Source organism: Glycomyces paridis (genome assembly GCF_004912155.1).
Classification (GTDB): domain Bacteria; phylum Actinomycetota; class Actinomycetes; order Mycobacteriales; family Micromonosporaceae; genus Glycomyces; species Glycomyces paridis.
In genome coordinates, this window is the sequence record NZ_STGX01000007.1 from 76,249 (window position 1) to 99,115 (window position 22,867).

Below are 22,867 nucleotides of genomic sequence, written 5' to 3' on the forward strand. Positions count from 1 at the left end.
GACCTCGGGGTCGCGTCCGGCGCGGTCGTCCTGCTCCTCGGAGAGGTAGCGGCGGCGCTCGGCGGCGAGCTGGGCGGTCGAGCGCAGGCGCTCGGCGACGGCCTGGAGGCGGTACCAGGTCTCCTGGAGGCGGGCGAGGCGCGGCTTGTCGGCGGTGTGGGCGGCGTCGACTTCGCCGACCTGGGCGGCGAGGCGCTCGTGTTCGTCGGCGAGGACGGCCTTGCGCTCGTTGAGCGCCTCTTCGTCGGCGAGGTCCTTGGCGATGTTGCCGCGCAGGGAGGCGAGGTCGTCGGCGAGGAGGCGCAGGCGGGCCTCGCGCAGGTCCATCTGGATGGTCTGGGCGCGGCGGGCGAGTTCGGCCTGGCGGCCGAGGGGCTTGAGTTGGCGGCGCAGCTCGCCGGTGAGGTCGGCGAGGCGGTCGAGGTTGCCCTGCATGCCTTCGAGCTTGCGGAGGGCCTTCTCCTTGCGCTTGCGGTGCTTGAGGACCCCGGCGGCCTCCTCGATGAAGGCGCGGCGGTCCTCGGGGCGGGCGTGGAGGTAGGAGTCGAGCTTGCCCTGGCCGACGAGGACGTGCATCTCGCGGCCGATCCCCGCGTCGGAGAGGAGGTCCTGGACGTCGAGGAGGCGGCAGCGGTCGCCGTTGATCTCGTACTCGCCCTCGCCGGAGCGGAACATGCGGCGGGTGATCGACACTTCGGAGTAGTCGATGGGGATGGCGCCGTCGGAGTTGTCGATGGTGAGGGTGACCTCGGCGCGGCCGAGGGCGGGGCGGCCGGTGGTGCCGGCGAAGATGACGTCCTCCATCTTGCCGCCGCGCAGGGACTTGGCGCCCTGCTCGCCGAGGACCCAGGCGATGGCGTCGACGACATTGGACTTGCCGGAGCCGTTGGGGCCGACCACGCAGGTGATCCCCGGTTCGAAGCGCAGGGTGGTGGCCGAGGCGAAGGACTTGAAGCCCTTCAGCGTGAGGCTCTTGAGGTACAACGGTCGCTCCGGGCTCGATGTGCGTCGGCGTGGTACGGGACCGTCCCAGCCTACAAGGCCGGTGTGACCGAACCGGGTACATCAAAGGCCCCAAAGGGGACGAACCGCGGCCCCGTCGGGGCGGATGGCCCGAGCTTCAGGGGCGGAACAGGTGATTTCGGGCCCGGACATGGCGATGCGCGCCGGCCGTCTCGCAGCTGGCGCGCTGGTGTTCACTTGTCGCGAGTGACGGAACGTCAGGTCAATGCGGGCTCTTGCAGCCGCATCAACTCCTCGACGTGTCCGTGCTCGATCTCGTCCTCCCGGGACCGGAGCTCGGCGAGCTCGGTCTCGAGATTGCGTACTCGCGCGCGTAGTTGGACCACTTCTTCGAGCAGGCGCTTGTCGGGAGCCTGGCCGATGTGGCCGTAGAGGGCTTTCGCCATGGTTTCTCCTTGCGATCGCGTCGTTCGGTGGCGTTGGCGTACGCACCATGAATAACGTCGCATCTAGCTGAGTGAATTTTTTTAGCCGCCGGGGCCGATTGCCCCTCGCCGGACCAGTGGAGCACGGCTCGTGAACACTGGCCGTCTCTCAACATCATCCGCCTGATCGGCGGTCTTCGTCAAGCTTTGCACATCGTTTGCGCACCGAATTCGACGGGGGTCACACCTGCGGGGGTACATCACGCCCGCTGCGCGCCTGCGCCCGATGCGCTCGGGACCCGAACCTGGTAGGGTGCGCGGCAAATGCGAATAACGCACACGTAACCCCCCGTGACGAGGCCATACCCCATGCGCAGACTCCAGGGCGGGCGCCACCGCGATCCCGCCGAGAGCCGCCGCCGGATGTTCCTTGCGATCCTGGCGACCTTCGCCCTCGCCGCCGCCGCGACGTCACTGTGGGCGCTCGACTCGCCACTGGACGGCGAGCCCGCCGCGGCCGAGCGCCCGACCACCGCGGCCGCCGCCGATCCCGCGCCCCTCCTCGCCGACCTCCAGGAGGCCGGCATCCGGCCCCAGGACGCCGAAGAAGCCCCCACGACCGAGGCGGCCACCACCGCCGCGGCCGAAGAGGAAGACGACGCCGACGAAGGCGGCTCCGGCGGCGGCGACGACGGAGGCGGGGACGACGGCGGGAGCGACGCGCCCTACGCCGACGCCGAGGCCGCCGTGCTCGACCTGGTGAACGCCAACAGGTCCGACGCCGGCTGCGGCGCCCTCGAACGCGACGCCAAGCTCGACGCCGCCGCGCGCCTCCACGCCGAGGACATGGCCGCCAACGACTACTTCTCCCACACCTCGCTCGACGGGCGCGGCCCCACCGAGCGCGCCGCCGAGCAGGGCTACCAGGGCGGCGTCGGCGAGAACATCGCCGCGGGCTACCCCGACGCCGAAGCGGTCATGCAGGGCTGGATGGACTCCGAAGGGCACCGCGCGAACATCCTGAACTGCGGCTACGACGTGATCGGCATCGGCGTGGCCGACCGGGACGGCACCCTCTACTGGGTCCAGAACTTCGGCTAGTCCGCAATAGGCACCGCATTATCGCAGGTGAACCTCGCCGCTACCTCTTACTGTCGTCCATCCGACTCAACTCTGGACTGGGCGATTACCAACAGTCATGCTGGGATGGCCGCCTGAACGGGCGCGCATCTGGGGAGGCGACCGAAAAACCTGAAGGACGAGGTGCCAACCGTGCGTGTCATGCTGTACGACCCGAATCAGGTGTTCTCCGCCAGCATCCGGCCGCTGCTCCACCGACGCGGTGACATCCCCGTCGAAGCCCGCAGCGCCAGGGCGCTCGCGGGGGCGGACGCGCAGATCGACTGCTGCCTGGTCGCCTTGGAGGCGGTCTCCCGGAACCGGGTGCTGACCGACTGCAAGCGGCCGGTCTTCCTCATCACCGACCGCGACGACGGCTCGGTGCTGCGCAAGGCCGTCTCCGTCGCCGCCGCGGGGATAGCCAACACCCACATCATGCCCGACGACCTGCTCGAGGCCATCGACTGCGGCCTCGCGAGCCCGCCGTACTACGACCCGCAACTGCTGCGCGCCGCGCTCCAGCCCGCGCCGCTGCTCGGCGACCAGGACGCGCTCGAACTCGCGCACCACCTGACGCCCCGCGAGGACGACGTGCTGCGGCGCATAGTGCGCGGCGAACCGACCAGCCACATGGCCTCGCAGATGGGCGTCTCGGTCTCCACCGTCCGCTCGCACGTCCAGAACGTGCTCGGCAAGCTGGGCGTCAACTCGCGGCTGGCGGCCATCGCCTTCGCGATCAACTACGGCATCGACACCGTCAGGGAGAAGCACCCGCAGCTCAGTTGAAGGGCGCCCGAGGGGCGGCGCGGGCGCCGCCCCTGGGCATACTTGAACCGTGCCAGAACTACCCGAAGTCGAGACGGTCCGCCGCGGTGTCGACGCGGCCTTCCGCGGCGGCCGCATCAGCGCCGTCGAGGTCTACAACCCGCGCACCGTGCGCCGCCACGCCACCGGCGTCGCCGACTTCCAGCGCAGCCTCGCGGGCCTGGAGGTCACCGGCAGCGGACGGCGCGGCAAGTTCATGTGGCTCGGCCTCGACGACGGCCGCGCGCTCGTGTGCCACCTGGGGATGAGCGGGCAGCTGCACGTCGTCACCGACGGCCGCGAGGCCCACAAGCACCTGCGCGGCCGGATGCGCTTCAGCGACGACCGCGAGCTGTGGTTCATCGACCAGCGGACCTTCGGGTACTGGGACCTGGTCGACATGGACGGCGCGGTGCCCGCGACCGTGGCGCACATCGCCCCCGACGTCTTCGAGACCGCCTTCGACCCCGGCCTGAGCGCCGACCGGCTCCTGCGCCGGCGCATCGAGGTCAAGAAGGCCCTGCTCGACCAGACCTGGATCAGCGGCGTCGGCAACATCTACGCCGACGAGGCGCTCTGGCGCTCTCGCCTGCGCGGGCGCCGCACCGGCGACTCCCTCACCCGCCGCAAGGCCCTCGAACTGCTCGGCCACGTCGGCGACGTCCTCACCGAGTCTCTCGCGGTCGGCGGCACCTCCTTCGACGAGCTCTACGTCGACGCCCGCGGCGAAGCCGGCTACTTCGCACGCGAACTGGCCGTCTACGGCCGCGCCGGCCAACCCTGCAAACGCTGCGCCACCCCCATCGTCCGCGAAGTCATCGGCGACCGCTCGGCCCACTACTGCCCGAAATGCCAGCGCTGAACGCGAACGAGGGGCGGCACCGGAAACCGGTGCCGCCCCTCGTGTCGTGTCTTATCGCTGTTTGACGCCCAGTCGCTCGGACAGGACCTGCCAGGAGAGCTTGGCGGCGATCTGCTCGGCGTCCTTCTTGGAACCGCCGGTGCCCTCGCCGAACTCCTCGCCGGCCACGACGGCCCAGGCGGTGAACTCCTTGGCGTGGTCGGGTCCCGACTCGCTGATCCGGTACTCGGGCACGCCCAACCCCGCGTCCGCCGTCAGCTCCTGGAGACTCGTCTTCCAGTCCAGCGCCGCGCCCTGCCCCGCGGCCGCCTCCATGAGGGGGTCGAAGAAGCGGTGCACCACGCGCTTGGCGACCTCGACCCCGTACTGGAGGTAGACGGCGCCGAGCAGCGCCTCCACCGCGTCCGCGAGGATCGAGTTCTTGCCCCGGCCGCCCGAGGTCTCCTCGCCCTTGCCCAGCATGAGGTGGGGGCCGATGCCGCCCGCGCCCATGCGGCGGGCCACACCGGCCAGCGCCTTCATGTTGACCACCGACGCGCGCAGGCGCGCGAGCTGCCCTTCGGGCAGGTCCGGGTGGTCCTGGTAGAGCGCGGTGGTGACCACCAGGCTGAGCACGGAGTCCCCGAGGAACTCCAGGCGCTCGTTGGTGGGCAGTCCGCCGTGCTCGTAGGCGTAGGAGCGGTGGGTCAGGGCGAGGCGCAGCAGCTCGGGGTCGAGATCTCGAACCCCGAACACCGCTTCGAAATGCAGTATCGCCTTGTCGCCCATGCGCGGGAGGACTTAGGCTTCGAGGACCTGGCGGCCCTTGTACGTGCCGCAGACCTCACAGACCTGGTGGCCGCGCTTCTTGGCGTGGCACTGCGGGCACTCGACCAGCTGGATCGGCGCAGCCTTCCACTGCGACCGACGGTGCCGGGTGTTGCTGCGCGACATACGACGCTTCGGAACAGCCACTTCAGAACTCCATACCTATACGCTGTGCAAATTCACGGCTCGCGGGCTTCGCCGAGACCGTGCTCATTTACGGCTCGCAAGCTTCGCCGAGATCGTGCTCATTTACGGCTCGCAAGCTTCGCCGAGGCCATGCTATTTCGATTCGCCGTCGGTGTCGGCGAGCCGAAGCTTCTCCAGACCCGCCCAACGGGGGTCCACGATCTCGTGACCGTGGTCCTCGGGCAGGTCGTCCCAGGGGACGCCGCAGTCGGCGCACAGCCCCGGGCAGTCGGGTCGGCACAGCGGAGTGACCGGCATTGCCAGCACCAGCGCGTCCCGAACCGCGGGCTCCAGATCGAGCAGGTCCCCATCGAGCCGCATGATCTCGTCGGCATCGGTGGTCGCATCGGTGACGGAGCCTTCGTAAGCGTACAGCTCCTGCACGTGGACCTTGAGAGTGTCCTGCACCGGTGCGAGGCACCTCGCACACTCGCCTTCCGCGACCGCTTCGACCTCGGCGTCGGCGAGGACGCCTTCGCTGACCGCGGTCAGGTGGAGGTCGAGGTCGATGACCGAGGACCGCTGCACCGCGTAGACCTCCAGGCCGTACGCCTCGGGCGCGGCGATCTCGCGCGCGACGTGCATCGTCGTGCCCGAGGTGCGCCCCAGCACCGCGGTGTCGAACACCAGCGGCGCGGCGGGGTCGGGAGCGGTCGTCGTCATGGGTGTACTGCGGTCCTTCGTCAGGGAGATGCGCCTCGATCGAGGCCGACCGGTAATGCTACATCAGCGACGCGGTCGCTCCCAACGCAGGTCGCCGCGGGGAGGCCGCCGCCGGGCGGTGTGAGTTCGGCGATACCGGGAGCCGCCGGGCGCCGGTTCTGTCGGACCCGAGGGGAAAGGTGGGTCTACCCACCCAAGGGTGGGCAGACCCGGCCGCACCCGGGCTCGCAAGCCTCCCCCGGGCGCGCGGTCCGCGAGATGCGCGTCTACGACCGCTTCGGAGCATCCCCCCGAGCGCGCTGTCGTCTGCGGCCCTGCCGTCTCGGCCCGCGGCGTCGCCGCAGGCGGTCAGATCGGAGCGGCCGGTCCGGCGGGCGCGCCCTAGATCTGCGGCAGCGGCTTTTCTTCTTCGAACTGCTCCTGCTGGGGCGTGAAGGTGCCGATCTCGCGCAGGGTGTGCATCTTGTCGCGCCCGCGCTCGACGCCCGAGAGGGCCCGGTGGAGGAACTGCTCGAAGTTCGCGAGCGTGGTGTCGACGTACTCGTCGACCTCGTCGCGCAGCCGCTGCGCCTCGCCGCGGGCCTCGGTGACGATCCGGTTGCCCTCGTGCTCGGCAGAGACGGTGATCTCGTGGCGCGAGACGAGGCGGGCGTGCTCGGACTCGCCTTCGGCGATGATCCGCTCGGCCTCGCGCTCGCCCGCGTCGATGATCTTGTCGCGCTCCTGGAGCATGGCCTCGGCGCGGCGGAGGTCGCCGGGGAGTTCGTTCTGGAGTTCCTCCAGCATGGCGATCATCTCGGCCCGGTCCACTTTGCAGGCTCGGGACATGGGAACGGCCTTGGCCTGCTCCACGTAGGCGATGATCTCTTCTATACGGTCGAGCGCACCCACCGATTTGCTCCCGTCGATGTCATTCATGGGGACATTGTCCCGGATGAGGGTTGGAAACGTGGTTGATCCGGCTTATGACGGTGCTTTCGAGCCGGAATTCAGTCCCGTAGTCGTTCGACGAGTCGCGTCTGGACGATCTGCGGCACGTGGGGCGTGATGTCGCCGCCCCATTTCGCGACGTCCTTGACCATCGAGGAGGACAGGAAGGAGTACAGGGGGTTGGTCGGAATGAACACCGTCTCGATGCCTCCCAACCCGTAGTTCATCTGGGCCATCTGTAGTTCGTAGTCGAAGTCCGAGACCGCTCGGACGCCCTTGACGAGGACGCCGGCGCCGTGCTCCTTGCAGAAGTCGACGACCAGGCCCTGGAAGGAGGCGACACGCACGTTCGGCAGGTCCCGGGTGGTCTCGCGGAGGAGTTCCACGCGTTCCTCGACGCTGAACAGCGCGTTCTTGGAAGCGTTGTGGAAGACCGCGACCCACACCTCATCGTACAGCTGGGCGGACCGTCCGAAGATGTCGAGATGACCGTACGTCACCGGATCGAATGACCCCGGGCAGACGGCGATTCGCGCTTCAGGTTTCACAGGGCGTGACCGTAGCAAAGGGCGGTGGTGCCGTAGCGGCGGACGCGGTCTTCTGCGATCTGGGGCGGCCAGGGCACCGAGGCGTCCTTTCCGCCCCGTTCGACGACCACGTCGGCGTCCGGTGCGAGCCAGCCGTTCGCGACGAGCGCTTCGAGGACCGCGCCCACCTCCGCGTCGGTGACGGCGTAGGGCGGGTCGGCGAAGACGATGTCGTACGGCGCGGCGGGGGCGTGCTGGAGGGCCTTCTCGACCGGCGCGCAGACCACCTCGGCGCCAGCGGCGCCAAGGTCGGCGAGGTTGAGATCGGCGAGGTTGCCGCGCAGCAGCTTCGCGGTCTGGGCGTGCGACTCCACGAACAGCGCCGCGGCGGCGCCGCGCGAGAGCGCCTCGATGCCGACCGCGCCGGAGCCGGCGTAGAGGTCGGCGAAGCGCAGTCCGTCGAGGTCGCCGCCGGGGGCGAGCGAGTTGAACAGGGCTTCCCGGACGCGGTCCGAGGTGGGCCGGGTGCGGTCCCCCGGGGGCGTGGCGAGGCGGCGGCCCTTGAGGCTGCCGGCGATGATCCTAGTCATTTGAGCCCTACTGTAATCCGACTCCGCCGGACGCGCGCGCCCTCGACGCGGCGGCGGGGCGCGAAGGCCTCAGCCCTTCTCCAGGTACTCCCCGCGGTCGGCGGCCAGGTCGTCGACGAGCGCCGCGAACGCGGGCTCGGCCTTCAGGTCCGGGTCGGCCGCGATGAGCGACGCGGCCTCGGCGCGCGCGGCGGCGATGATGTCGGCGTCCTTGAGCAGCGACAGGAGCCGCACGTGCGACTTCACGCCCGACTGCGCGGCCCCGAGCACGTCCCCCTCGCGGCGCTGCTCCAGGTCGAGCTCGGCCAGCGCGAAGCCGTCGGTGGTGGAGGCGACGGCGTCGAGGCGCTCGCGGGAGGTGGTGCCCTCGGGGACCTCGGAGACGAGGAGGCACAGTCCGGCGTGGGCACCGCGGCCGACGCGGCCGCGCAGCTGGTGGAGCTGGGAGATGCCGAAGCGTTCGGCGTCGAGGACGACCATCGCGGTGGCGTTGGGGACGTTGACGCCGACCTCGATGACGGTGGTGGCGACGAGGACGTCGAGGTCGCCGGCGGCGTAGGCGCGCATGACGCGGTCCTTCTCGTCGGCGTCGAGGCGGCCGTGGAGCAGTCCCAGGCGCAGGCCTTGGAGGGGGCCGTTGCGCAGGTACTCGATGGTGTCGGTGACGGCCAGGGGCGGGCGGCGCTCGGCGGAGGCGTCGTCCTCCTCGTCGCCGCCGACGCGTGGGCACACGAGGTAGGCCTGGCGTCCGGCGGCGACCTCTTCGCGCACGCGCGTCCAGGTGCGCTGCATCCAGCGCTGGTCGGTGTAGGGCACGACGTGGGTGGCGATGGGGATGCGTCCGGCGGGCAGTTCGGTGAGGCGGCTGGTCTCCAGGTCGCCGTAGACGGTCATCGCGACCGTGCGAGGGATGGGGGTGGCGGTCATGACGAGCGTGTGGGGGGTGTGCTCGGCCTTGGCGCGCAGGGCGTCGCGCTGCTCGACGCCGAAGCGGTGCTGCTCGTCGACGACGACGAGGCCGAGGGCGGCGAAGTCGACGCCGTCGTAGAGGAGGGCGTGGGTGCCGATGACGATCCCGGCGGCACCGGTCTTGATCAGGTCGAGGACGGTGCGGCGCTGGGCGGCGGTGGCGGAGCCGGTGAGGAGGGCGACGCGGGTCGCTTCCTGCGGTGCTCCCAGTTCGCCGCCGCGGGCGAGGTCGCCGAGCATCTCGGCGATCGACCGGTGGTGCTGGGCGGCGAGGACCTCGGTGGGGGCCAGGAGGGCGGCCTGGCCGCCGTGGGCGACGACCTGGAGCATGGCGCGCAGGGCGACGAGGGTCTTGCCGGAGCCGACGTCGCCTTGGAGGAGGCGGTGCATCGGGTGCTCGGCGGCGAGTTCGGCGGCGATCTCCTCGCCGACCTCGCGCTGGCCGTCGGTGAGGGTGAACGGCAGGCGGGCGTCGAAGGCGTCGAGGATCGCGCCTCCGGCGGGGTAGGGGTCGGCGGCCTCGTCGGCGGCGGCGGCCTTGCGGCGCACGAGCACGGTCTGGAGGACGAGCGCCTCCTGCCATTTGAGGCGCTTCTTGGCGGCGCCGAGGACCTCGTGGTCCTCGGGGCGGTGGATGCGGTGCAGGGCTTCGCCGTAGCCGAGGAGGCCCAGGCGCGAGCGCAGCTCGCACGGGAGGGGGTCGGCGAGGTCGGGGACGAGGCCGAGGACGGTGTGGACGGCCTTCATGATCTTCCAGGACGGCAGTTCGGCGGTGCCGGGGTAGACCGGGAGGAGGCCGCTGGTGACGTTCCACTCGTCGACGAGGAAGTGCTGCGGGGAGTTGAGCTGGAGGCGGCCGTTGAACTGGCCGACCTTACCGACGAAGAGGCCCTGCTTGCCGGCGGTGAGGTGCTCTTTGAGCCAGGGCTGGTTGAAGTAGACGAGGGTGAGGGTGCGCCCGTCCTCGTCGGCGATGACCACTTCGAGGCGTTCGGCGCGGCGGGCCTTCTGGCCGGGGCGCTTGGGCTGGTATTTGCGGGCGACGGCGGCGCGGACCTCGGCGAAGACGGTGACCTCCTCGCCGATGGCGAGGCGGCCGAGGTCGGGGCGCTCGCCTTGGCCGATGTAGCGGAACGGGTAGTGGCCGAGGAGGTCGCCGATGGTGTGGAGGCCCAGCTCCTCGGCGAGCTTCTCCGCGGACTTCTTGTCCAGGACCTCGCGCAGGCGGGTCTCCAGGCCGATGGTCATTCGGCTCCGATCAGCAGCAGCGGTTCGTCGTCTCCGGCGGGCAGCTGCTGGACCTCCACCAGCGGCCACGCCTCGCGGACATGATCGCTCAAGGCTGTGACAGTTTCGGTGTCCGACCCGGCGCCGGGCAGGACGGTGAGGAGTTCGGCGCCGCCGGCGCACAGCCGGTCGGCGAGGTCGCGCACGGCCTCGCGGGCGGTGTCGAAGACGCCGAAGTCGGCCTCGCCGACGACGACGGCGACCCCTTCGGCCTCGGCTCGCAGCTCTCCGGTGCGGCAGGCGGCGGCGGCCTCGGCCATCGCGGCCACGTCGTCGTCGAAGTGGCGTTCGGGGTCGTGGACGGCGAGCGCGGCGAGGCTCTGCACGACCGATCCGGTGGGGATGACGGTGACGCGGTAGCCGTCGCCGCGGGCGCCCTGCGCGCCCTCTCGCGCGGCGCGGGCGGCGTCGGGTCCGTCGGCGAGGACGACGGTGCTCCGGCCGCCTGCGGCGCGCACGGCCGCGAGGGCCTCGCGCACGCGGTCGGGCCCGGTGGTGGTGGCGCCGTCGCGGTCGAGGAACTCGCGGACTCGGGCGGCCGCGGTGGCGACGAGGACGGTGCGCGGCGTGGCGGGCCGGTCCGCGCGGGCCGGGCGCGGGGGCGCGGTGTCGTCGAAACGGGTCACCGAGATGCGGTGCACCCGCCCGCGTTCGATGCCCGCCTCGATCGCGGCGCCGATGTCGTTGACGTGCACGTGGACGTTGAACGTGGTGACGTCGGCGGCGGCGCGCGAGCCGATGATGACCACCGAGTCGCCGAGGTCGGTGAGCCGGTGGCGCAGCTCGGCGGCGGCCGGGGCGTTCGATTCGAGCAGGTACTGGACCTCGTACCCGAACGCTTCGGAACCGGACTCGCGCGGGACCTCCTCGACTTCGGAGACCGCACGGACGCGGTGGCGTTCGAGAAGGTCGAGTGCGCCGGTCGACACCGACCCGGTGAGGGTCTCGACCAGTGCTTCGAGCAGGAGCGTCAGTGCGAGCCCCCCGGCGTCGACCACACCGGCGCGCGCGAGTGCGGGCAGCTGGCCCGGGGTCGCGGCCACCGCTTCGGCGGCCGCCTCGGCGGCGGCGCGCGCGGCCGAGACGAACCCGAACGGGGCGGCCTTCGCGGCCGCCGAGGCGGCCGCCTCGGCGACGGTGAGGATCGTCCCGGCGGTGGGGACGGCGACCGCGGCGGTCGCGGCGTCGGTGGCCGTGCGCAGGCCGCCCGCGAAGCCCTTCGCGTCGATCTCGTCGCCGTTCCACGCGTCCGCGAGCCCGCGGAGCATCTGGGCGAGGATCACCCCCGAGTTCCCCCGCGCCGACAGCAGCGCCCGACCCGCGGCCTCGTCAAGGAGCGCTTCGAGCCCGAGCCCGGGAGTGGCGCCCTGGAAGGCCGCCTGGAGGGTCGCGAGCATGTTCGTGGCCGTGTCGGAGTCGGCGACGGGGAACACGTTCAGCTCGTCGACGCCGCGCCGGTGGCGTGTCAACGTGTCGATGCCGCGCGCGGCCCATTCGCGCATGACGTCCGCGTCCAGGGCCTGGCGTCCGGTCTCAGGGATTTCCACCACGGGCCATGAGGATACGCCTCGGTCGCGACCGGCGGTAGTACCCGGCGCAATGGGGGGAAGCGCGGAGGCCGCCGGGTCGGCCCCGAGAACGAACCCGGGGAGTCGGGCCGATCGCTCGGCCGGACTCCCGGGGGCCGTTCATGCGGCGCTCACGCGCCCGATCGGTCAGGGACCGAAGGACAGGCTCAATCGCATCGCCTCGACGGCGCCGACGTGGTCGCCGCTCGCGATGCCGACGAAGCCGAGGTAGCCGTCGGCGCTGTCGATGATGGCCGTGAACACGGTCTGGTCACCCACCGTGAAGGACCGGAACTCGGCCGATCGCGCGTCGACGCGGTACGAGGTGGTGGCGACGTCGCCGCCGACCTCCCCGCCGAGCCCTTCGGCGACCTTGAGTCCGAGCGCCTCACTGAGTTCGGGGAGGCTCGACTCCTCGGTGACGCCCAACTGCGCGGGGTCGAATACGCCCACGTAAGCCGACGCCGCGCCCTCGTCCACGGCGGTGCCGGTCGCGTTCTCGAAGACCCCCGGGATCTCGGTGTTCTCGGCCCAGGCCGAGGTCGTGAGCACGCTCAGGCCGGAGGCGTCGTTCGCGACGACGACATCGGCCGGAAGCGCGGGTTCCGGGGACTCGATCGTGCCGGTCTGCTGGGCGTCCGGGTCGCCGTCCTTGGGACCGAAGAGCACGAAGCCGCCGACGCCGAGGGCCGCGGCGATGACGACCACTCCGACGAGCAGCAGCCACATCAGGCCCTTGCCGCCCTTCTTCTTGCGCTGGATGGCGTCGGGGGCGCCCCACGGCTGCGCGCCGCCGCCGGAGACGGGGACGAGCTGGCCGCCCTGCGGGCCGAACTGGCCGCCGCCGTAAGGAGGCTGGCCGTAGGGCGGCTGGCCCGGCATCCCTGAGACGGGCATTCCGGAGGCGGGGATCGAGGAGACCGGCGGCATCCCCGAGACCGGCATGCCGGAGACGGGCATCCCGCCGCCGCCGCCGAACGGGTCCGAGGCGGGTATCGCCTGATACTGCTGCGGGGCGTCGAACGGCGCCGCGGGCATCCCCGGGTGGGGTTGCGGGGGCGCGTCGAAGGGGGAGACGGGGACGCCGGGAGGCGGCCCGTACTGCGGGGAGGGGGCGCCGGGGGCACCCACGTACTTGACGGTCCCGTCGACGTCCTCGACCGGGACCTGCTGGCTCATCGGAGACATGCGCTGGCTCTCCGGCGACCACGGCGGCGGTTCCTCGGTCGGCGGCTGCTCTTGGGGGCGGTACACCGGAGGCTGTTGCTGCTGCGAGGGCTGCCAGCCGTCGGCGGGCTGCTGCGGGGTGTTGCTCATGTTCGACTCACCAAAGAATATATGGGCATCGGCACATCACTTGTATGCGGCCAGCCTACGGGATTACCGCCCATCCTAGAGTCACCGACCGTAGCCGCCCGCGGCAGCCGCCACAGTACAGAGCTGCCCCCGAGCGTCCTGGGAGGACCGAGCGATCGGTGCAATCCGGGCTCGGGACCGCTTGCGGCGCACGCGCATCGCCCCGGTGAACTCGGCAGGGGGCGGGCGCGCGGGGGCCCGGTCCCGCGGCGACGCGCCCGGTGCCCGGCACGGACCGGCAGCCGCTGTGGCGCAGGTCCCGCCACCTGGATGGCCGCGGGTCTCCGGGGTCCGTTAGAATTGCCGGGTTGTCCGCCGTCCGGGCGGGCCGATTGAACGTCAATGCAGGAGTTATGGATTATGTCGAGCGTGTGTGAAGTCTGCGCCAAGCGCCCGGGCTTCGGCAACAACGTCCCGTGGTCCCACAAGAAGACCCGCCGCCGTTGGAACCCGAACCTGCAGACCATCCGCATCGCGACCGGCTCCGGTGACAACAAGCGCCGCGCCAAGGTCTGCACTTCGTGCATCAAGGCCGGCAAGGTCACCCGCTAAGGGCTGACGCCGCGAAAGACTTACGCCGCCGGGGTTCTCCCCGGCGGCGATTTGTCGTCCCCGCAGGAAGGTCGTACGTCGCAGCCCAAGCGACCCGCGCCGCCTGTGATTCACGCGACAGATTCGAGCTGGAGCAGCGAAAATGTCGCACCCGGGCGTGAAAGTGGCGGAAGGGTGCTTTGCTTACCCACCCTGGGTGGGAGAACCCCTTCTCGCCCACCGCTCCCCCGCCCCACACCCCCCCCAACGGGGCTCTGGCGACCTGGCCGGTGCTCTCGTTCGGTTCCCGCAGGTCGGTCAGGTCGATTCGGCGAAGTGGTCCCAGCCGGTCGGGCCGGTCCAACGGCGGCCGTTCACTGTCACGCCGGTGCCTTCGGCGACGGTGCCGATGCTTCTCCAGCCTTCGGGGAGGATCGCGTCGGCGGCGAAGGTGGCCGCCAGCGCGTGGTCTTCGCCGCCGGTCAGGACCCAGCGGCGGGCGTCGGAGCCGAGGGCTTCGGCGGCGTTGCGCATGGTCTCGGGGATGGGCAGGGAGGGGGCGTCGACGTCGATGGAGACGCCGGAGGCCGCGGCGATGTGGCCGAGGTCGGCGAGGAGGCCGTCGGAGACGTCGATCATGGCGTTCACGCCCATGAGAGCGGCGTCGCGTCCGGCCGCGTAGGGCGGCTGCGGCCGGCGGTAGGCGCCGACGAGGGCGCCCGGGGAGCGGAAGCCGCGGGAGAGGATGTTGAGGCCGGCGGCGGCCCAGCCGGTGCGGCCCGCGAGGGCGAGGGTGTCGCCGGGGCGGGCGCCGGCGCGGGTGACCGGTTCGCGGCCTTCGAGGTCGCCGAGGGCGGTGACGGTGACGGTGAGCTGGTCGCCTCTGGTGGTGTCGCCGCCGACGACGGCCGAGGAGGTCGCGGCGGCTTCGGCGGCGAGGCCGGAGGCGAGGCCTTCGAGCCATTCGGCGGGCGTGTCCTGGGGCGCGGCGACCGCGACGAGGAGCGCGGTGGGGCGGGCGCCCATGGCGGCGATGTCGGCGAGGTTCGCGGCGGCGGCCTTGTGGCCGACGTCGGCGGCCGAGCACCAGTCACGGCGGAAGTGCCGGCCTTCGACGAGCATGTCGGTGCAGGCGACGACGCGCCCGTCGGGCGCGGCCACCACCGCGGCGTCGTCGCCCGGTCCGAGCACGACGGCCGGGGTGGTCCCGAAATGGCGGGTGAAGCGTTCGATCAGTCGGAACTCGCCGACCTCGGCGACGGTCTCGCTCACGTTCGGATCAGTCCTCGGGCGCTTGAAGGTCGGTGGCACACTGGGTTATCTTCGCGCAACGGCGATCGGGAAGGCGTCAGGCCCGCCCGTGTCGGGTTCGTCCCCCGGTCCCCGTGGCCGCCCGGCTGCTGAGGAGGCCTGTGATGGTACAGGCGTACATGCTGATCCAGACCGAGGTCGGGACGGCCGATCAGGTCGCCGCGGCCGTGGCCGCGATCGAGGGCGTGGTGCGGGTCGACTCGGTCGCGGGACCGTACGACGTGGTGGCCCTCACCGAGGCCGCCACCGCCGATCTGCTCAGCGCGGCGGTGGTCGGTAAAATCCAGCGGGTCGCGGGCATCACCCGCACGCTGACCTGTTCGATTCTCAAGTGCTGAGGGGCGCGGTCCTGGTGGTCTCTAAGGGCAAGTCCCGGCTCCCGGCGGTCGTGGCGACCGCCGTGGCCGTGCCGGTGGCCGTCGTCGCCGGCGTGCTGGTGTTCAACGCGATCGCCCCGGCGGCCGAGAGCGACGTCCTGGTGCAGGAGGACCTCTCGCCGGTGACCGTCGCGGTCCCCGAGCTGTCCGAGGAGGACGCGGTGGTGTGCCTGGCACTCACCGCGACCGCCCCGCACGAGGCCGGCGGCCTGGAGGCCCGCCCCGTCGAGGGCGGGGCCGGCGCGGCCGAGGCGGTCATGGCGTACGGCGACCCGGCGACGGTGGCGACCTGCGGGGCCGAGCCGGTCGCGGTGGAGGACACCGCGGCGGTCTTCAAGCTCAACGGCGTGTGCTGGTACTCCGACGAGGCGGGCCTGGACTGGGTGACGCTCGACCGGGCGGTGCCGGTGTCGGTGTCGGTTCCCGAGGAGGTCGACCAGCCGGTGGACGTGCTCAACGACCTGTCGACGGTGATCGCCGACAAGATCGAGACGGCCGAGGACGCGCCGACCGGGTGCGAGTGAGCGCGCCCGAGCGCTCGTTCTTCTCCCGGGACCCGGTGGAAGTGGCTCCCGAGCTGCTGGGCCGCACGGTGACCGCGAACGGCGTCACGATCCGCCTGGCGGAGGTCGAGGCGTACCGCGAGGACGATCCGGCCTCGCACTCCTTCCGCGGCAGGACCGCCCGCACGGCCGTCATGTTCGGCCCGGCGGGCTTCCTCTACGTCTACTTCACCTACGGGATGCACTACTGCGCCAACCTGGTCTGCGGCGTGCCCGGCGCGGGTGCGGCGGTGCTGCTGCGCGCCGGGGAGGTCGTCGCGGGCGCGGACGCGGCGAGGGCCCGGCGCGGCGCGAACTGCGCCGACCGCGACCTCGCGCGGGGACCGGCGAGGCTGGCGCAGGCGCTGGGCTGGGACCGGTCCGACGACGGCCGCGACATGGTCGGGTCCGTCGGCGGACCCGGGGCCGCGGCCCGGGTGCTGTCCGGTCCGCGCACCGGCGTCTCCAAGGCCGCGGACACGCCGTGGCGGTTCTGGCTCGCGGACGACCGGTTCGTGTCGCCGTACAAGCGCCATCCGAAGGCGCCGCCCGCGAGCCCGCAGGTCAGTCGAGCCTGAGCCGCACGTCGAAGTACGGGGAGCGCATGAGCTCCCGGAAGGCCTTCAGCGTGTCGTCGTCGAGGTGCACCTCGGAGTTTCGGCCCCCGTTGGAGTCCTTCGGCGTCTCGAAGTACACGATCGCCTTCAGCCGCGGGTAGTGCGCCATCTGGTAGCGCGCCGCCTGGAACACCGCGGCCTGGTGGCCGGGGTACTCCGACTCGTGGAAGACGCCCCACTCGGCGAGCATCATCGGCTTGTCCCCGTGCTCCTTGGCGATCCAGTGGTAGAAGCCGGGCCAGGCGATCTCGCCCCTGGTCTGGTCGACGATCTCCCCGAAGTCGGAGCGCCCGTCGTCGTGGAGGGACTGGCCGTAACCGGACAGGCCGATCCAGTCGACCACGTCGTCGCCCGGGTACAGGTCCTCGTGCCAGGGCTTCTGCACCCACTTGAGGTAGCCCATGTAGTTCATCACGGACACGACGTTGTCGACGCCTGCGTCGCGCAGGCGCTCGATGACGTGGCGGTACATGGCGGCGTAGTCGGCGGCCTCCATGCCCGAGCCCTTCTTCTGGACGACGTCGTTCTCGGGCTCGTGGTGGACGGTGAAGAAGAACGGCTTGTCGAAGTCGGCCTTCAGGTGCTCGGCGATCCGGTCGAGGAACGCGTCCGTGTCCGGGTCGCCCGCGGCGATCTCGGCCCAGGTGGCGCCCTGAGGCTTCCAGTTGAGGAACAGCGTCCGCGGGTTGTCCGGGTCCTCGGTCAGCGCGATCTGCGCGTCGGTGGGGAACAGCTTGGAGGTCCCCCGCTCGTACGCGTGGTAGATCTGCTGCGGGTGCTCCACCCGGCGCTCGAAGTCGAGGAGGGCGTCCTCCTTGTCGAGCGAGGTGTGCGCCGCGGGCGCGACGCCGACGAGCGCGCCGCAGGTCGGGACGAGCTTCTCACCGGTGATGCAGGTGCTCAGCTGGTCCTCGGCCTGCCCGGACTCGGCCACGGGCTGCGCGGGCGGCCCGGTCGGGTCGGCGGGCAGCCCGGGCACCGGGCTCGGGTCCTCGGCGGGCGTCGAGCTCGGCGCGTCGGCAGGGTCGACGGGCGGGCCGGTTGGCGGGTCGCTCGGGCTCGGGGAGTCCGACGCGATCGGGCTCTCGCTCGGGGAGTCCGACGCGGTCGGGCTCTCGCTCGGGGTCTCGGACGGCGCGTCCGAGGGCGACTCGCCCGGCGTCGCGGTCGCGGTCGGGTCGTAGCCCGGGTGCGGGGCCGGCGCGGTGGGCGGGACCGGATCGGTGGGCGGCACCGGGACCGAGACGGTCCGCAGCGCGGGGCCGGAGCCGTCCGCGACGCCTTCGAGCTCGAAGTAGGCGTTGCGGTCGGGCGTGGTGACGGCGAAGCCGTACCGGCCGGGCGCGTTGATCGCGCCGGTCACGTCGAAGACGATCTCCTCGGTGGACGAATCGATCTCGGCGACGTCCCAGACCGTGCCGTAGGGCGGGGCGGTGGCCGCGGTGAGGTCGCACAGGCAGTCGACCGGGTGGACGGAGGCGACCTCGACGATCATGCCCTCCGAGTCGGGCGGGACGGCGACCGGCAGCCGCAGCTCGGCGGTGTGGTCGGGGCGCACCGTGGACTCGTCCAGGGCGAACTGGAGGTGGGTGACGGCGATCCCGAGGTCCTCGGAGTTGCCCACGGGCAGCGCCGCGGGCGCCTCGGGCGCGGGCTCGTCGACCTCGGTGGCGACGAAGGAGGCGGCGAGGGGGCGGTGGTCGACCGTGCCGTCGCCGCCCTCCCACGCGCTCGGGGCCTCGGGTCCGAGGCGGTCCCCCGAACCGACGCCGTACCCGATCACGAACCCCGCCAAGACCAGCGGGAGGACCGCGAGGAGGGTCACGACGCCGCGGCCCGTCCTCAGCGGCAGTCGCTGTTGCTCCGGCTCGCTCATCGTCCACCTTCTTCCGTCTAATATGACTTGGTCTCAAATGACGCGAATCATGATATTAGCGAACAATCTGGTTTCTACTAGTTCGCTCGCGCAAACACAACCCCAGTAACGCGCCGCCGGGCCCGAGGGCGCGGCGCGGCCGTCACCTTTTCGAGCCATCGCTCGTTACTTCTGCGAGATCCAGTGAACGAGAAAGGCCTTCGCGTTGAGGACCCCTGCCGCCCGCACCCTCGCCGACTACGGCGTCATCGTCCGCCGCTCGTGGTGGCTCATCGTCGGAACGGTGGCCGTGGCGCTCGCCGCCGGAGTGGCCTACACCGCCGCGAGCGAGCGCGTCTACGAGTCGACCGCCTCCGTGCTGGTCCTGCCGACCGCGGGCGACACCGCCGTCACCGGGGCCCGCACCGCCGGACAGGTCAACCTGGACACCGAGGCGCAGCTGGTCAAGTCCACCGAGGTGGCCGAGGCCGCGGCCGAGGCGCTCGGCGCCGACTCGCCCGCCGACCTCGTCTCGCGCGTGTCGGTCACGGTGCCGCCGAACACGGCCGTGCTGGAGATCGCCTTCCGCGCCGACAGCCCCGAGGCCGCCAAGGCCGGGACGGTCGCCTTCAGCGAGGCCTACCTCGCGCACCGGCGCGGCGGCGCGACCGCCTCGCTCGAGAGCGCGATCGCCTCGGGCACCGCGGGCCTCGACGCGATCACCGAGGACATCGCGGCCGCCGAGGACGACCTGGCCGCGATGGAGCCGGACGCGGGCGGACGCGCCTCCCTGGAGTCCACTCTGGACCAGCTGGAGCGCCAGGCGGGCGAGGCCGAGGCCGCCGTCGCGGCCCTGGAGTCCGAGAAGAGCGCCGTCTCGCCCGGCCGGGTCATCAACCAGGCCTCCACGCCCGAGTCGCCCATCAGCCCGAACGCGCCGTTCAACCTGGCCGCGGCCCTGGGCGTCGGCCTCCCGCTGGGCCTCATGCTCGCCTGGGCCCGGCACCGCCTGGCCCGCAAGGTCGCCTACCCGACCGACCTCGTGGAGCGGTGCGAACTCGACGTCCTGGCGACCGTGCCGCCCGCGGTGAAGTTCCAGCGCCGCGAGGTCTTCGGCGCCTACAGCCCCGGCGGCCGGGTCTTCTCCCAGCTGCGCAACGTCGTGGCCTCCCAGCTGACCGACGGCCAGCGCGTCATCGTCGTCGCCGGGGTCGCCCCGGGCCCGGCCGCGAGCGTCGTGGCCGCGAACCTCGCCACCGCCATGTCGCGCGCGGGCGACCGCGTGACGGCCGTGGCCGCGAACCCGAGCACGACGGTCGGGCTGCCCGAGCTGTTCGGGACCGATCCGGTCCCGGGCCTGGCCGACGTCTGGTCGGGGCGGGTCGACCTCGCGGAGGCGACGCAGGCGGCGCCGCGGCAGCCGAGCCTGTCGGTGATCGGCCCGGGGGCGGCCGCGCGGGCGGCCGGTCCGACGAGCGAGGCCGCGGCGGAGACGTTCGCGAAGCTGGCGGAGGCGGGCCGGTTCGTGGTGGTGGACGCGCCGCCGCTGTCGTGTTCGGCGGATGCTCAACTGCTTGCGGGGCACGCGGACGCGGTGATCCTGGCGGTGCAGTCGCGGCGGGACGCGATCGTGGAGACGGCGGCGGCCGCGGTGAGCATGCGTCAGATCGACACGCCGCTGCTGGGCGCGGTCCTGCTGCCGAGCGTGCTGGGTCCGATGAACTCGGTGCCGCTGCCGACGGCGCGCCGCGAGCTCGCTCCGGCGCCGGTGGTGTCGGCCGACGAGACGCCGACGGACGCGCTGGACGCCGTCGAGGGCGAGGACCCGATGGGGGCGTCGACGCAGGTGCTCCCGGCGGTGGAGGCGGCGCAGACTGCCGATCCGCGATGACGCTCCTGGCGGCCGCGCGTTCGGCCGGGTTGCGGCGGGTCCCGGAGGCCTCGGCCCGTGAGGGTGCGACGCTGACGCTGCTGCTGGCGGCGTATCCGCTGTGGTGGGCGCTCGGCATGGGCGTGCTGGTGATCCCGTTCGCGGCTGCGGTGGCCGCGGTCCGGTTGGTGCGCAGGCGTTCGATCGCGGTGCCGCCGGCGTTCGGGTGGTGGATGCTGTTCCTGGTCGCGGTGACGCTGAGTCTGGCGAACCTCGGGGTGGATCCGCCGGGGACGGTCGCGGGGACGTGGCTGGACAATCTGCCGGGTGCGACGTTCCGGCTCGGGTTCTACTGCTGCTGCACGTTGATCGCGTTGTGGGCGTACAACCTGGTGGTCGAGGGCAGGCTGCGGCGCGAGCGCCTGGTCGTCCTGCTGGCGTGGCTGTTCGTGGTGACGGTGGCGGGCGGGCTGCTGGGGACGTTCGCGGGGCACTTCGAGTACACGTCCCCTGTGGAGGCGCTGCTGCCGAAGTCGGTGGCGAAGGACGGCTTCGTGCAGTCGCTGGTGCATCCGGCGGCGGCGCAGACGATGGACTTCCTGGGGTACGAGACGCCGCGTCCGGCGGCGCCGTGGGGTTACACGAACACGTGGGGGAACAACTTCGCGATCACGGCCGTGTGGCTGGTGGTCGCGGCGTTCTGCCTGCCGGTGCGCACCCGTTGGCGGGTGGGGGCGGCGGCGCTGCTGGCGGTGTCGCTGGTCCCGGCGGTGTACTCGATGAACCGGGGCCTGTGGCTGGGGCTGGCGGCGATCGCGGTGTTCGTCGCGTTGCGGCTGCTGGTGTCGGGCAGGCCGGGAGGGATGCTGGCGCTCGGCGGGGCCGGGTGCGCGGCGGTCCTCCTGGTGGTCCTCACTCCTTTGGGGACGGTTGTGCAGGCGCGGATGGACAACGGGCACTCCGACGAGGGCAGGGCGTTCTCCTCGGAGCGCGCGACGGAGCTGGTGGTGGCGCATTCGCCGGTGCTCGGTTTCGGTTCGACGCGCAAGACCCTCGGTTCGGGCGAGTCGATCGCGGTCGGGCCGACCCCGGAGTGCCCGCGCTGCGGCGGGCGCACGCTCGGCGGGAACGGCCAGCTGTGGCAGGTCATGTTCGCCCACGGCATCGCGGGGACCGTGGCGTACCTGGGCTTCGCGCTGGCGGTCCTGTGGCGCTTCCGGTCCGACCACAGCGCGGTGGGCATCGCCGGGAGCGCGGTCGTGGGGTTCTCGCTGATCACGATGTTCTACTACAACGCCCTGGTCACGCCGCTGCTGTTGACGCTCCTCAGTTACGTCCTCCTCGCCGCCAACCGAACACCCGAGGCCCTGGCGCCTCTTCACGGCACCGAACTTCAAGGCACAGAGACGGAGTACCGATGAGCCGAGCCCTCCAGACCGCCGACGACCTTCGCAGGCGGGCGACCTACCTCGCCGAGGTGGTCGACCAGCTGTATCCGGGCGGGGGCCTGCACGCCCCGGCCGCGGCGAAGCGCGACGCGACGGCCAGGCCGTACATCGTGGTGCCGGGGCGGCGCAAGCCGCGCGTGCTCATCCCCGCCGCCGACCGCAAGGTCGCGGCGGCGGCGCTGGCGCGCTATTCGCGGCCGGCCGCGCGGGGCGCGCGGCTCAAGCGGGACGCGGCGGTGTGGGCGCTGCGCCTCGGTCTGGACCGGCTGCTGCTGCCGCACCGCGTCGCGGTCGGCGGCGCCGAGGGCATCGACGACCACCTGGCGTCGGTGCTGGGCCACGACGTGCATTTGAGCATCCACATCGGACCGGCGCGGGCGAACCGCAAGCCGGTGCTCCAGATCCTCGACGGGGACGCGAACACCGTCGCGTTCGCCAAGCTCGGCGTCAACGCGCTCACCCGCGAGCTCGTCGAGGCCGAGACTGCGGCGACCAGGCGGCTGAGCGAGCTGTGCGACCTCAAGCTGGTGCGGGTCCCGCGGCTGGTGCACTCGGGAGAGTGGAACGGCCACAACCTCATGGTGGCCTCGGCGCTCCCGGCCTGGGCGGCGCCCGCCGACGCCGGTCCGCCGCGGCGGCTCGCGGCCATGCGCGAGTTCGCGGCCTGCTGCGGGTCGAACCGCTCGCCGCTGGGCGAGTCCGACTACGCCGCGCGACTGCGCAACCGCCTCAAGGTCCTCGCCGAGCGCGCCGAGCCGGATGCCGACACGCTCCAGACGGCGGGCACGGCACTGTTGGACCGCTACGCCGCCACCGAGATGCGCTTCGGCGCCTGGCACGGCGACTGGGCCCCGTGGAACACCCGCGAGACCGCCGAGGCGGTGTACCTGTGGGACCTGGAGCGCTTCGAGACCGGCGTCCCGCTCGGCTTCGACGCCGCGCACTACCGCCTCCAGGACGACATCGTCTCCAAAGGGGACGACCCGACGACGGCGGTGCTCGCGCTCGTAGCCGACGCGCCGGCCGTGCTGGCGCCCATGGGGGTCGCGCCCTCGGAGGCCGAGCCGACCGCGCTGCTGTACCTCGTGGACCTCGCCGCCCGCTACATGGGCGACCAGGCCGAGCGCGCCGGGGCGGCGCTGGGGGCCCTCGGCCGCTGGCTCCTGCCGACCCTGCTGCGCCACATCGCGCGCCAGCGCGCCACCGACGGCCGGCGTTGAGGAGCGACACGTGAGCCAGCGAACCCTGCGGGAGCGGATT

The 22,867-nt window shown here is 72.1% G+C and carries 23 protein-coding genes; 10 read left to right on the plus strand and 13 right to left on the minus strand.

The genetic code is table 11. The features are described from left to right. Positions 1-984 (minus strand): chromosome segregation SMC family protein (locus tag E9998_RS26740; RefSeq protein ID WP_275669502.1); only part of this gene is annotated, 984 nt, incomplete at its 3' end. A 236-nt stretch (positions 985-1,220) separates the two neighbouring features. Beyond that, positions 1,221-1,409 carry a hypothetical protein gene (locus tag E9998_RS10845; RefSeq protein WP_136529726.1) on the minus strand — a complete coding sequence of 63 codons (189 nt, stop codon included), beginning with the start codon at positions 1,407-1,409 and terminating at the stop codon, positions 1,221-1,223. A 348-nt stretch (positions 1,410-1,757) separates the two neighbouring features. Here E9998_RS10845 and E9998_RS10850 point away from each other — a divergent pair, with 348 nt between their 5' ends. From E9998_RS10850 to mutM, 3 genes are all read left to right on the plus strand, one after another. Continuing rightward, positions 1,758-2,489, plus strand: coding sequence for a CAP domain-containing protein (locus tag E9998_RS10850; RefSeq protein WP_136529727.1), 732 nt, complete (start codon positions 1,758-1,760; stop codon positions 2,487-2,489). 180 nt (positions 2,490-2,669) lie between these two features. Continuing rightward, positions 2,670-3,293 (plus strand): helix-turn-helix transcriptional regulator, encoded by a 624-nt coding sequence (locus E9998_RS10855; protein ID WP_240037582.1) that lies wholly within the window; start codon positions 2,670-2,672, stop codon positions 3,291-3,293. 49 nt (positions 3,294-3,342) lie between these two features. Continuing rightward, positions 3,343-4,173, plus strand: a complete 831-nt coding sequence (gene mutM / locus E9998_RS10860) for a bifunctional DNA-formamidopyrimidine glycosylase/DNA-(apurinic or apyrimidinic site) lyase (protein WP_136529729.1) — start codon at positions 3,343-3,345, stop codon at positions 4,171-4,173. Positions 4,174-4,224: 51 nt separating this feature from the next. Here mutM and rnc read toward each other — a convergent pair whose 3' ends face one another. From rnc to E9998_RS10905, 9 genes are all read right to left on the minus strand, one after another. Then, on the minus strand, positions 4,225-4,941 hold the full coding sequence (gene rnc, locus E9998_RS10865) for a ribonuclease III (RefSeq protein ID WP_136529730.1): 717 nt from the start codon (positions 4,939-4,941) through the stop codon (positions 4,225-4,227). Positions 4,942-4,953: 12 nt separating this feature from the next. Next, positions 4,954-5,127 carry a 50S ribosomal protein L32 gene (gene rpmF / locus E9998_RS10870; RefSeq protein WP_136529731.1) on the minus strand — a complete coding sequence of 58 codons (174 nt, stop codon included), beginning with the start codon at positions 5,125-5,127 and terminating at the stop codon, positions 4,954-4,956. A 132-nt stretch (positions 5,128-5,259) separates the two neighbouring features. After that, on the minus strand, positions 5,260-5,829 hold the full coding sequence (locus tag E9998_RS10875) for a YceD family protein (RefSeq protein ID WP_136529732.1): 570 nt from the start codon (positions 5,827-5,829) through the stop codon (positions 5,260-5,262). Between the two features lie 381 nt (positions 5,830-6,210). After that, on the minus strand, positions 6,211-6,720 hold the full coding sequence (locus tag E9998_RS10880; RefSeq protein ID WP_136529876.1) for a hypothetical protein: 510 nt from the start codon (positions 6,718-6,720) through the stop codon (positions 6,211-6,213). Between the two features lie 98 nt (positions 6,721-6,818). Continuing rightward, positions 6,819-7,307 carry a pantetheine-phosphate adenylyltransferase gene (gene coaD / locus E9998_RS10885; protein ID WP_136529733.1) on the minus strand — a complete coding sequence of 163 codons (489 nt, stop codon included), beginning with the start codon at positions 7,305-7,307 and terminating at the stop codon, positions 6,819-6,821. Next, positions 7,304-7,876, minus strand: a complete 573-nt coding sequence (gene rsmD / locus E9998_RS10890; protein WP_136529734.1) for a 16S rRNA (guanine(966)-N(2))-methyltransferase RsmD — start codon at positions 7,874-7,876, stop codon at positions 7,304-7,306. Before rsmD ends, coaD begins: the two co-directional genes overlap by 4 nt. A gap of 69 nt (positions 7,877-7,945) precedes the next feature. Next, positions 7,946-10,093, minus strand: a complete 2,148-nt coding sequence (locus E9998_RS10895) for an ATP-dependent DNA helicase RecG (RefSeq protein ID WP_136529735.1) — start codon at positions 10,091-10,093, stop codon at positions 7,946-7,948. Next, a complete protein-coding gene (locus E9998_RS10900) occupies positions 10,090-11,682 on the minus strand; it encodes a DAK2 domain-containing protein (protein ID WP_136529736.1) in 1,593 nt (530 codons plus the stop codon). The genes E9998_RS10895 and E9998_RS10900 overlap by 4 nt, the downstream gene beginning before the upstream one ends. A 165-nt stretch (positions 11,683-11,847) precedes the next feature. Further along, the gene (locus tag E9998_RS10905; RefSeq protein ID WP_136529737.1) at positions 11,848-13,017 is read right to left on the minus strand and encodes a hypothetical protein; all 1,170 of its coding nucleotides are present in this window, start codon (positions 13,015-13,017) and stop codon (positions 11,848-11,850) included. Between the two features lie 399 nt (positions 13,018-13,416). Here E9998_RS10905 and rpmB point away from each other — a divergent pair, with 399 nt between their 5' ends. Next, positions 13,417-13,608 carry a 50S ribosomal protein L28 gene (gene rpmB, locus E9998_RS10910; RefSeq protein WP_030157716.1) on the plus strand — a complete coding sequence of 64 codons (192 nt, stop codon included), beginning with the start codon at positions 13,417-13,419 and terminating at the stop codon, positions 13,606-13,608. A 297-nt stretch (positions 13,609-13,905) separates the two neighbouring features. On the opposite strand, the gene E9998_RS10915 is transcribed toward rpmB, so the two are convergent. Beyond that, the gene (locus tag E9998_RS10915) at positions 13,906-14,859 is read right to left on the minus strand and encodes a thiamine-phosphate kinase (RefSeq protein ID WP_136529738.1); all 954 of its coding nucleotides are present in this window, start codon (positions 14,857-14,859) and stop codon (positions 13,906-13,908) included. A 143-nt stretch (positions 14,860-15,002) separates the two neighbouring features. Between E9998_RS10915 and E9998_RS10920 the strand changes: the two genes are divergently transcribed. The 3 genes from E9998_RS10920 to E9998_RS10930 are packed head-to-tail and all read left to right on the plus strand — an operon-like array spanning position 15,003 to position 16,395. Beyond that, positions 15,003-15,236, plus strand: coding sequence for an Lrp/AsnC ligand binding domain-containing protein (locus E9998_RS10920; protein WP_136529739.1), 234 nt, complete (start codon positions 15,003-15,005; stop codon positions 15,234-15,236). After that, a complete protein-coding gene (locus E9998_RS10925) occupies positions 15,230-15,799 on the plus strand; it encodes a DUF3515 family protein (RefSeq protein ID WP_158299776.1) in 570 nt (189 codons plus the stop codon). The genes E9998_RS10920 and E9998_RS10925 overlap by 7 nt, the downstream gene beginning before the upstream one ends. Next, positions 15,796-16,395, plus strand: a complete 600-nt coding sequence (locus E9998_RS10930) for a DNA-3-methyladenine glycosylase (protein ID WP_204745383.1) — start codon at positions 15,796-15,798, stop codon at positions 16,393-16,395. Before E9998_RS10925 ends, E9998_RS10930 begins: the two co-directional genes overlap by 4 nt. Here the strand turns inward: E9998_RS10930 and E9998_RS10935 are convergent. Beyond that, positions 16,382-18,310, minus strand: coding sequence for a glycoside hydrolase family 26 protein (locus E9998_RS10935; RefSeq protein WP_136529742.1), 1,929 nt, complete (start codon positions 18,308-18,310; stop codon positions 16,382-16,384). The two genes, E9998_RS10930 and E9998_RS10935, sit on opposite strands and share 14 nt — an antisense overlap. A 205-nt stretch (positions 18,311-18,515) precedes the next feature. Between E9998_RS10935 and E9998_RS26745 the strand changes: the two genes are divergently transcribed. Genes E9998_RS26745 through E9998_RS10950 form a run of 3 tightly spaced genes read left to right on the plus strand, consistent with a single transcriptional unit; the run spans position 18,516 to position 22,827 of the window. Beyond that, positions 18,516-20,180, plus strand: coding sequence for a Wzz/FepE/Etk N-terminal domain-containing protein (locus tag E9998_RS26745; RefSeq protein ID WP_136529743.1), 1,665 nt, complete (start codon positions 18,516-18,518; stop codon positions 20,178-20,180). Beyond that, positions 20,177-21,580 (plus strand): hypothetical protein, encoded by a 1,404-nt coding sequence (locus E9998_RS10945; protein WP_192907079.1) that lies wholly within the window; start codon positions 20,177-20,179, stop codon positions 21,578-21,580. Before E9998_RS26745 ends, E9998_RS10945 begins: the two co-directional genes overlap by 4 nt. Beyond that, positions 21,577-22,827: a hypothetical protein gene (locus tag E9998_RS10950; RefSeq protein ID WP_136529744.1), complete on the plus strand. Its 1,251-nt coding sequence runs from the start codon at positions 21,577-21,579 to the stop codon at positions 22,825-22,827. Before E9998_RS10945 ends, E9998_RS10950 begins: the two co-directional genes overlap by 4 nt. Positions 22,828-22,867 lie beyond the last annotated feature (40 nt).

Excerpts from the sequence above, each read along its gene's own strand:
- E9998_RS10845 (WP_136529726.1), bottom strand. The coding sequence starts at position 1,409 with ATGGCGAAAGCCCTCTACGGCCACATCGGCCAGGCTCCCGACAAGCGC.
- E9998_RS10850 (WP_136529727.1), top strand. The coding sequence starts at position 1,758 with ATGCGCAGACTCCAGGGCGGGCGCCACCGCGATCCCGCCGAGAGCCGC.
- E9998_RS10855 (WP_240037582.1), top strand. The coding sequence starts at position 2,670 with ATGCTGTACGACCCGAATCAGGTGTTCTCCGCCAGCATCCGGCCGCTG.
- rnc (WP_136529730.1), bottom strand. The coding sequence starts at position 4,941 with ATGGGCGACAAGGCGATACTGCATTTCGAAGCGGTGTTCGGGGTTCGA.
- E9998_RS10875 (WP_136529732.1), bottom strand. The coding sequence starts at position 5,829 with ATGACGACGACCGCTCCCGACCCCGCCGCGCCGCTGGTGTTCGACACC.
- rsmD (WP_136529734.1), bottom strand. The coding sequence starts at position 7,876 with ATGACTAGGATCATCGCCGGCAGCCTCAAGGGCCGCCGCCTCGCCACG.
- E9998_RS10895 (WP_136529735.1), bottom strand. The coding sequence starts at position 10,093 with ATGACCATCGGCCTGGAGACCCGCCTGCGCGAGGTCCTGGACAAGAAG.
- E9998_RS10905 (WP_136529737.1), bottom strand. The coding sequence starts at position 13,017 with ATGAGCAACACCCCGCAGCAGCCCGCCGACGGCTGGCAGCCCTCGCAG.
- rpmB (WP_030157716.1), top strand. The coding sequence starts at position 13,417 with ATGTCGAGCGTGTGTGAAGTCTGCGCCAAGCGCCCGGGCTTCGGCAAC.
- E9998_RS10920 (WP_136529739.1), top strand. The coding sequence starts at position 15,003 with ATGGTACAGGCGTACATGCTGATCCAGACCGAGGTCGGGACGGCCGAT.
- E9998_RS10935 (WP_136529742.1), bottom strand. The coding sequence starts at position 18,310 with ATGAGCGAGCCGGAGCAACAGCGACTGCCGCTGAGGACGGGCCGCGGC.
- E9998_RS10945 (WP_192907079.1), top strand. The coding sequence starts at position 20,177 with ATGACGCTCCTGGCGGCCGCGCGTTCGGCCGGGTTGCGGCGGGTCCCG.
- E9998_RS10950 (WP_136529744.1), top strand. The coding sequence starts at position 21,577 with ATGAGCCGAGCCCTCCAGACCGCCGACGACCTTCGCAGGCGGGCGACC.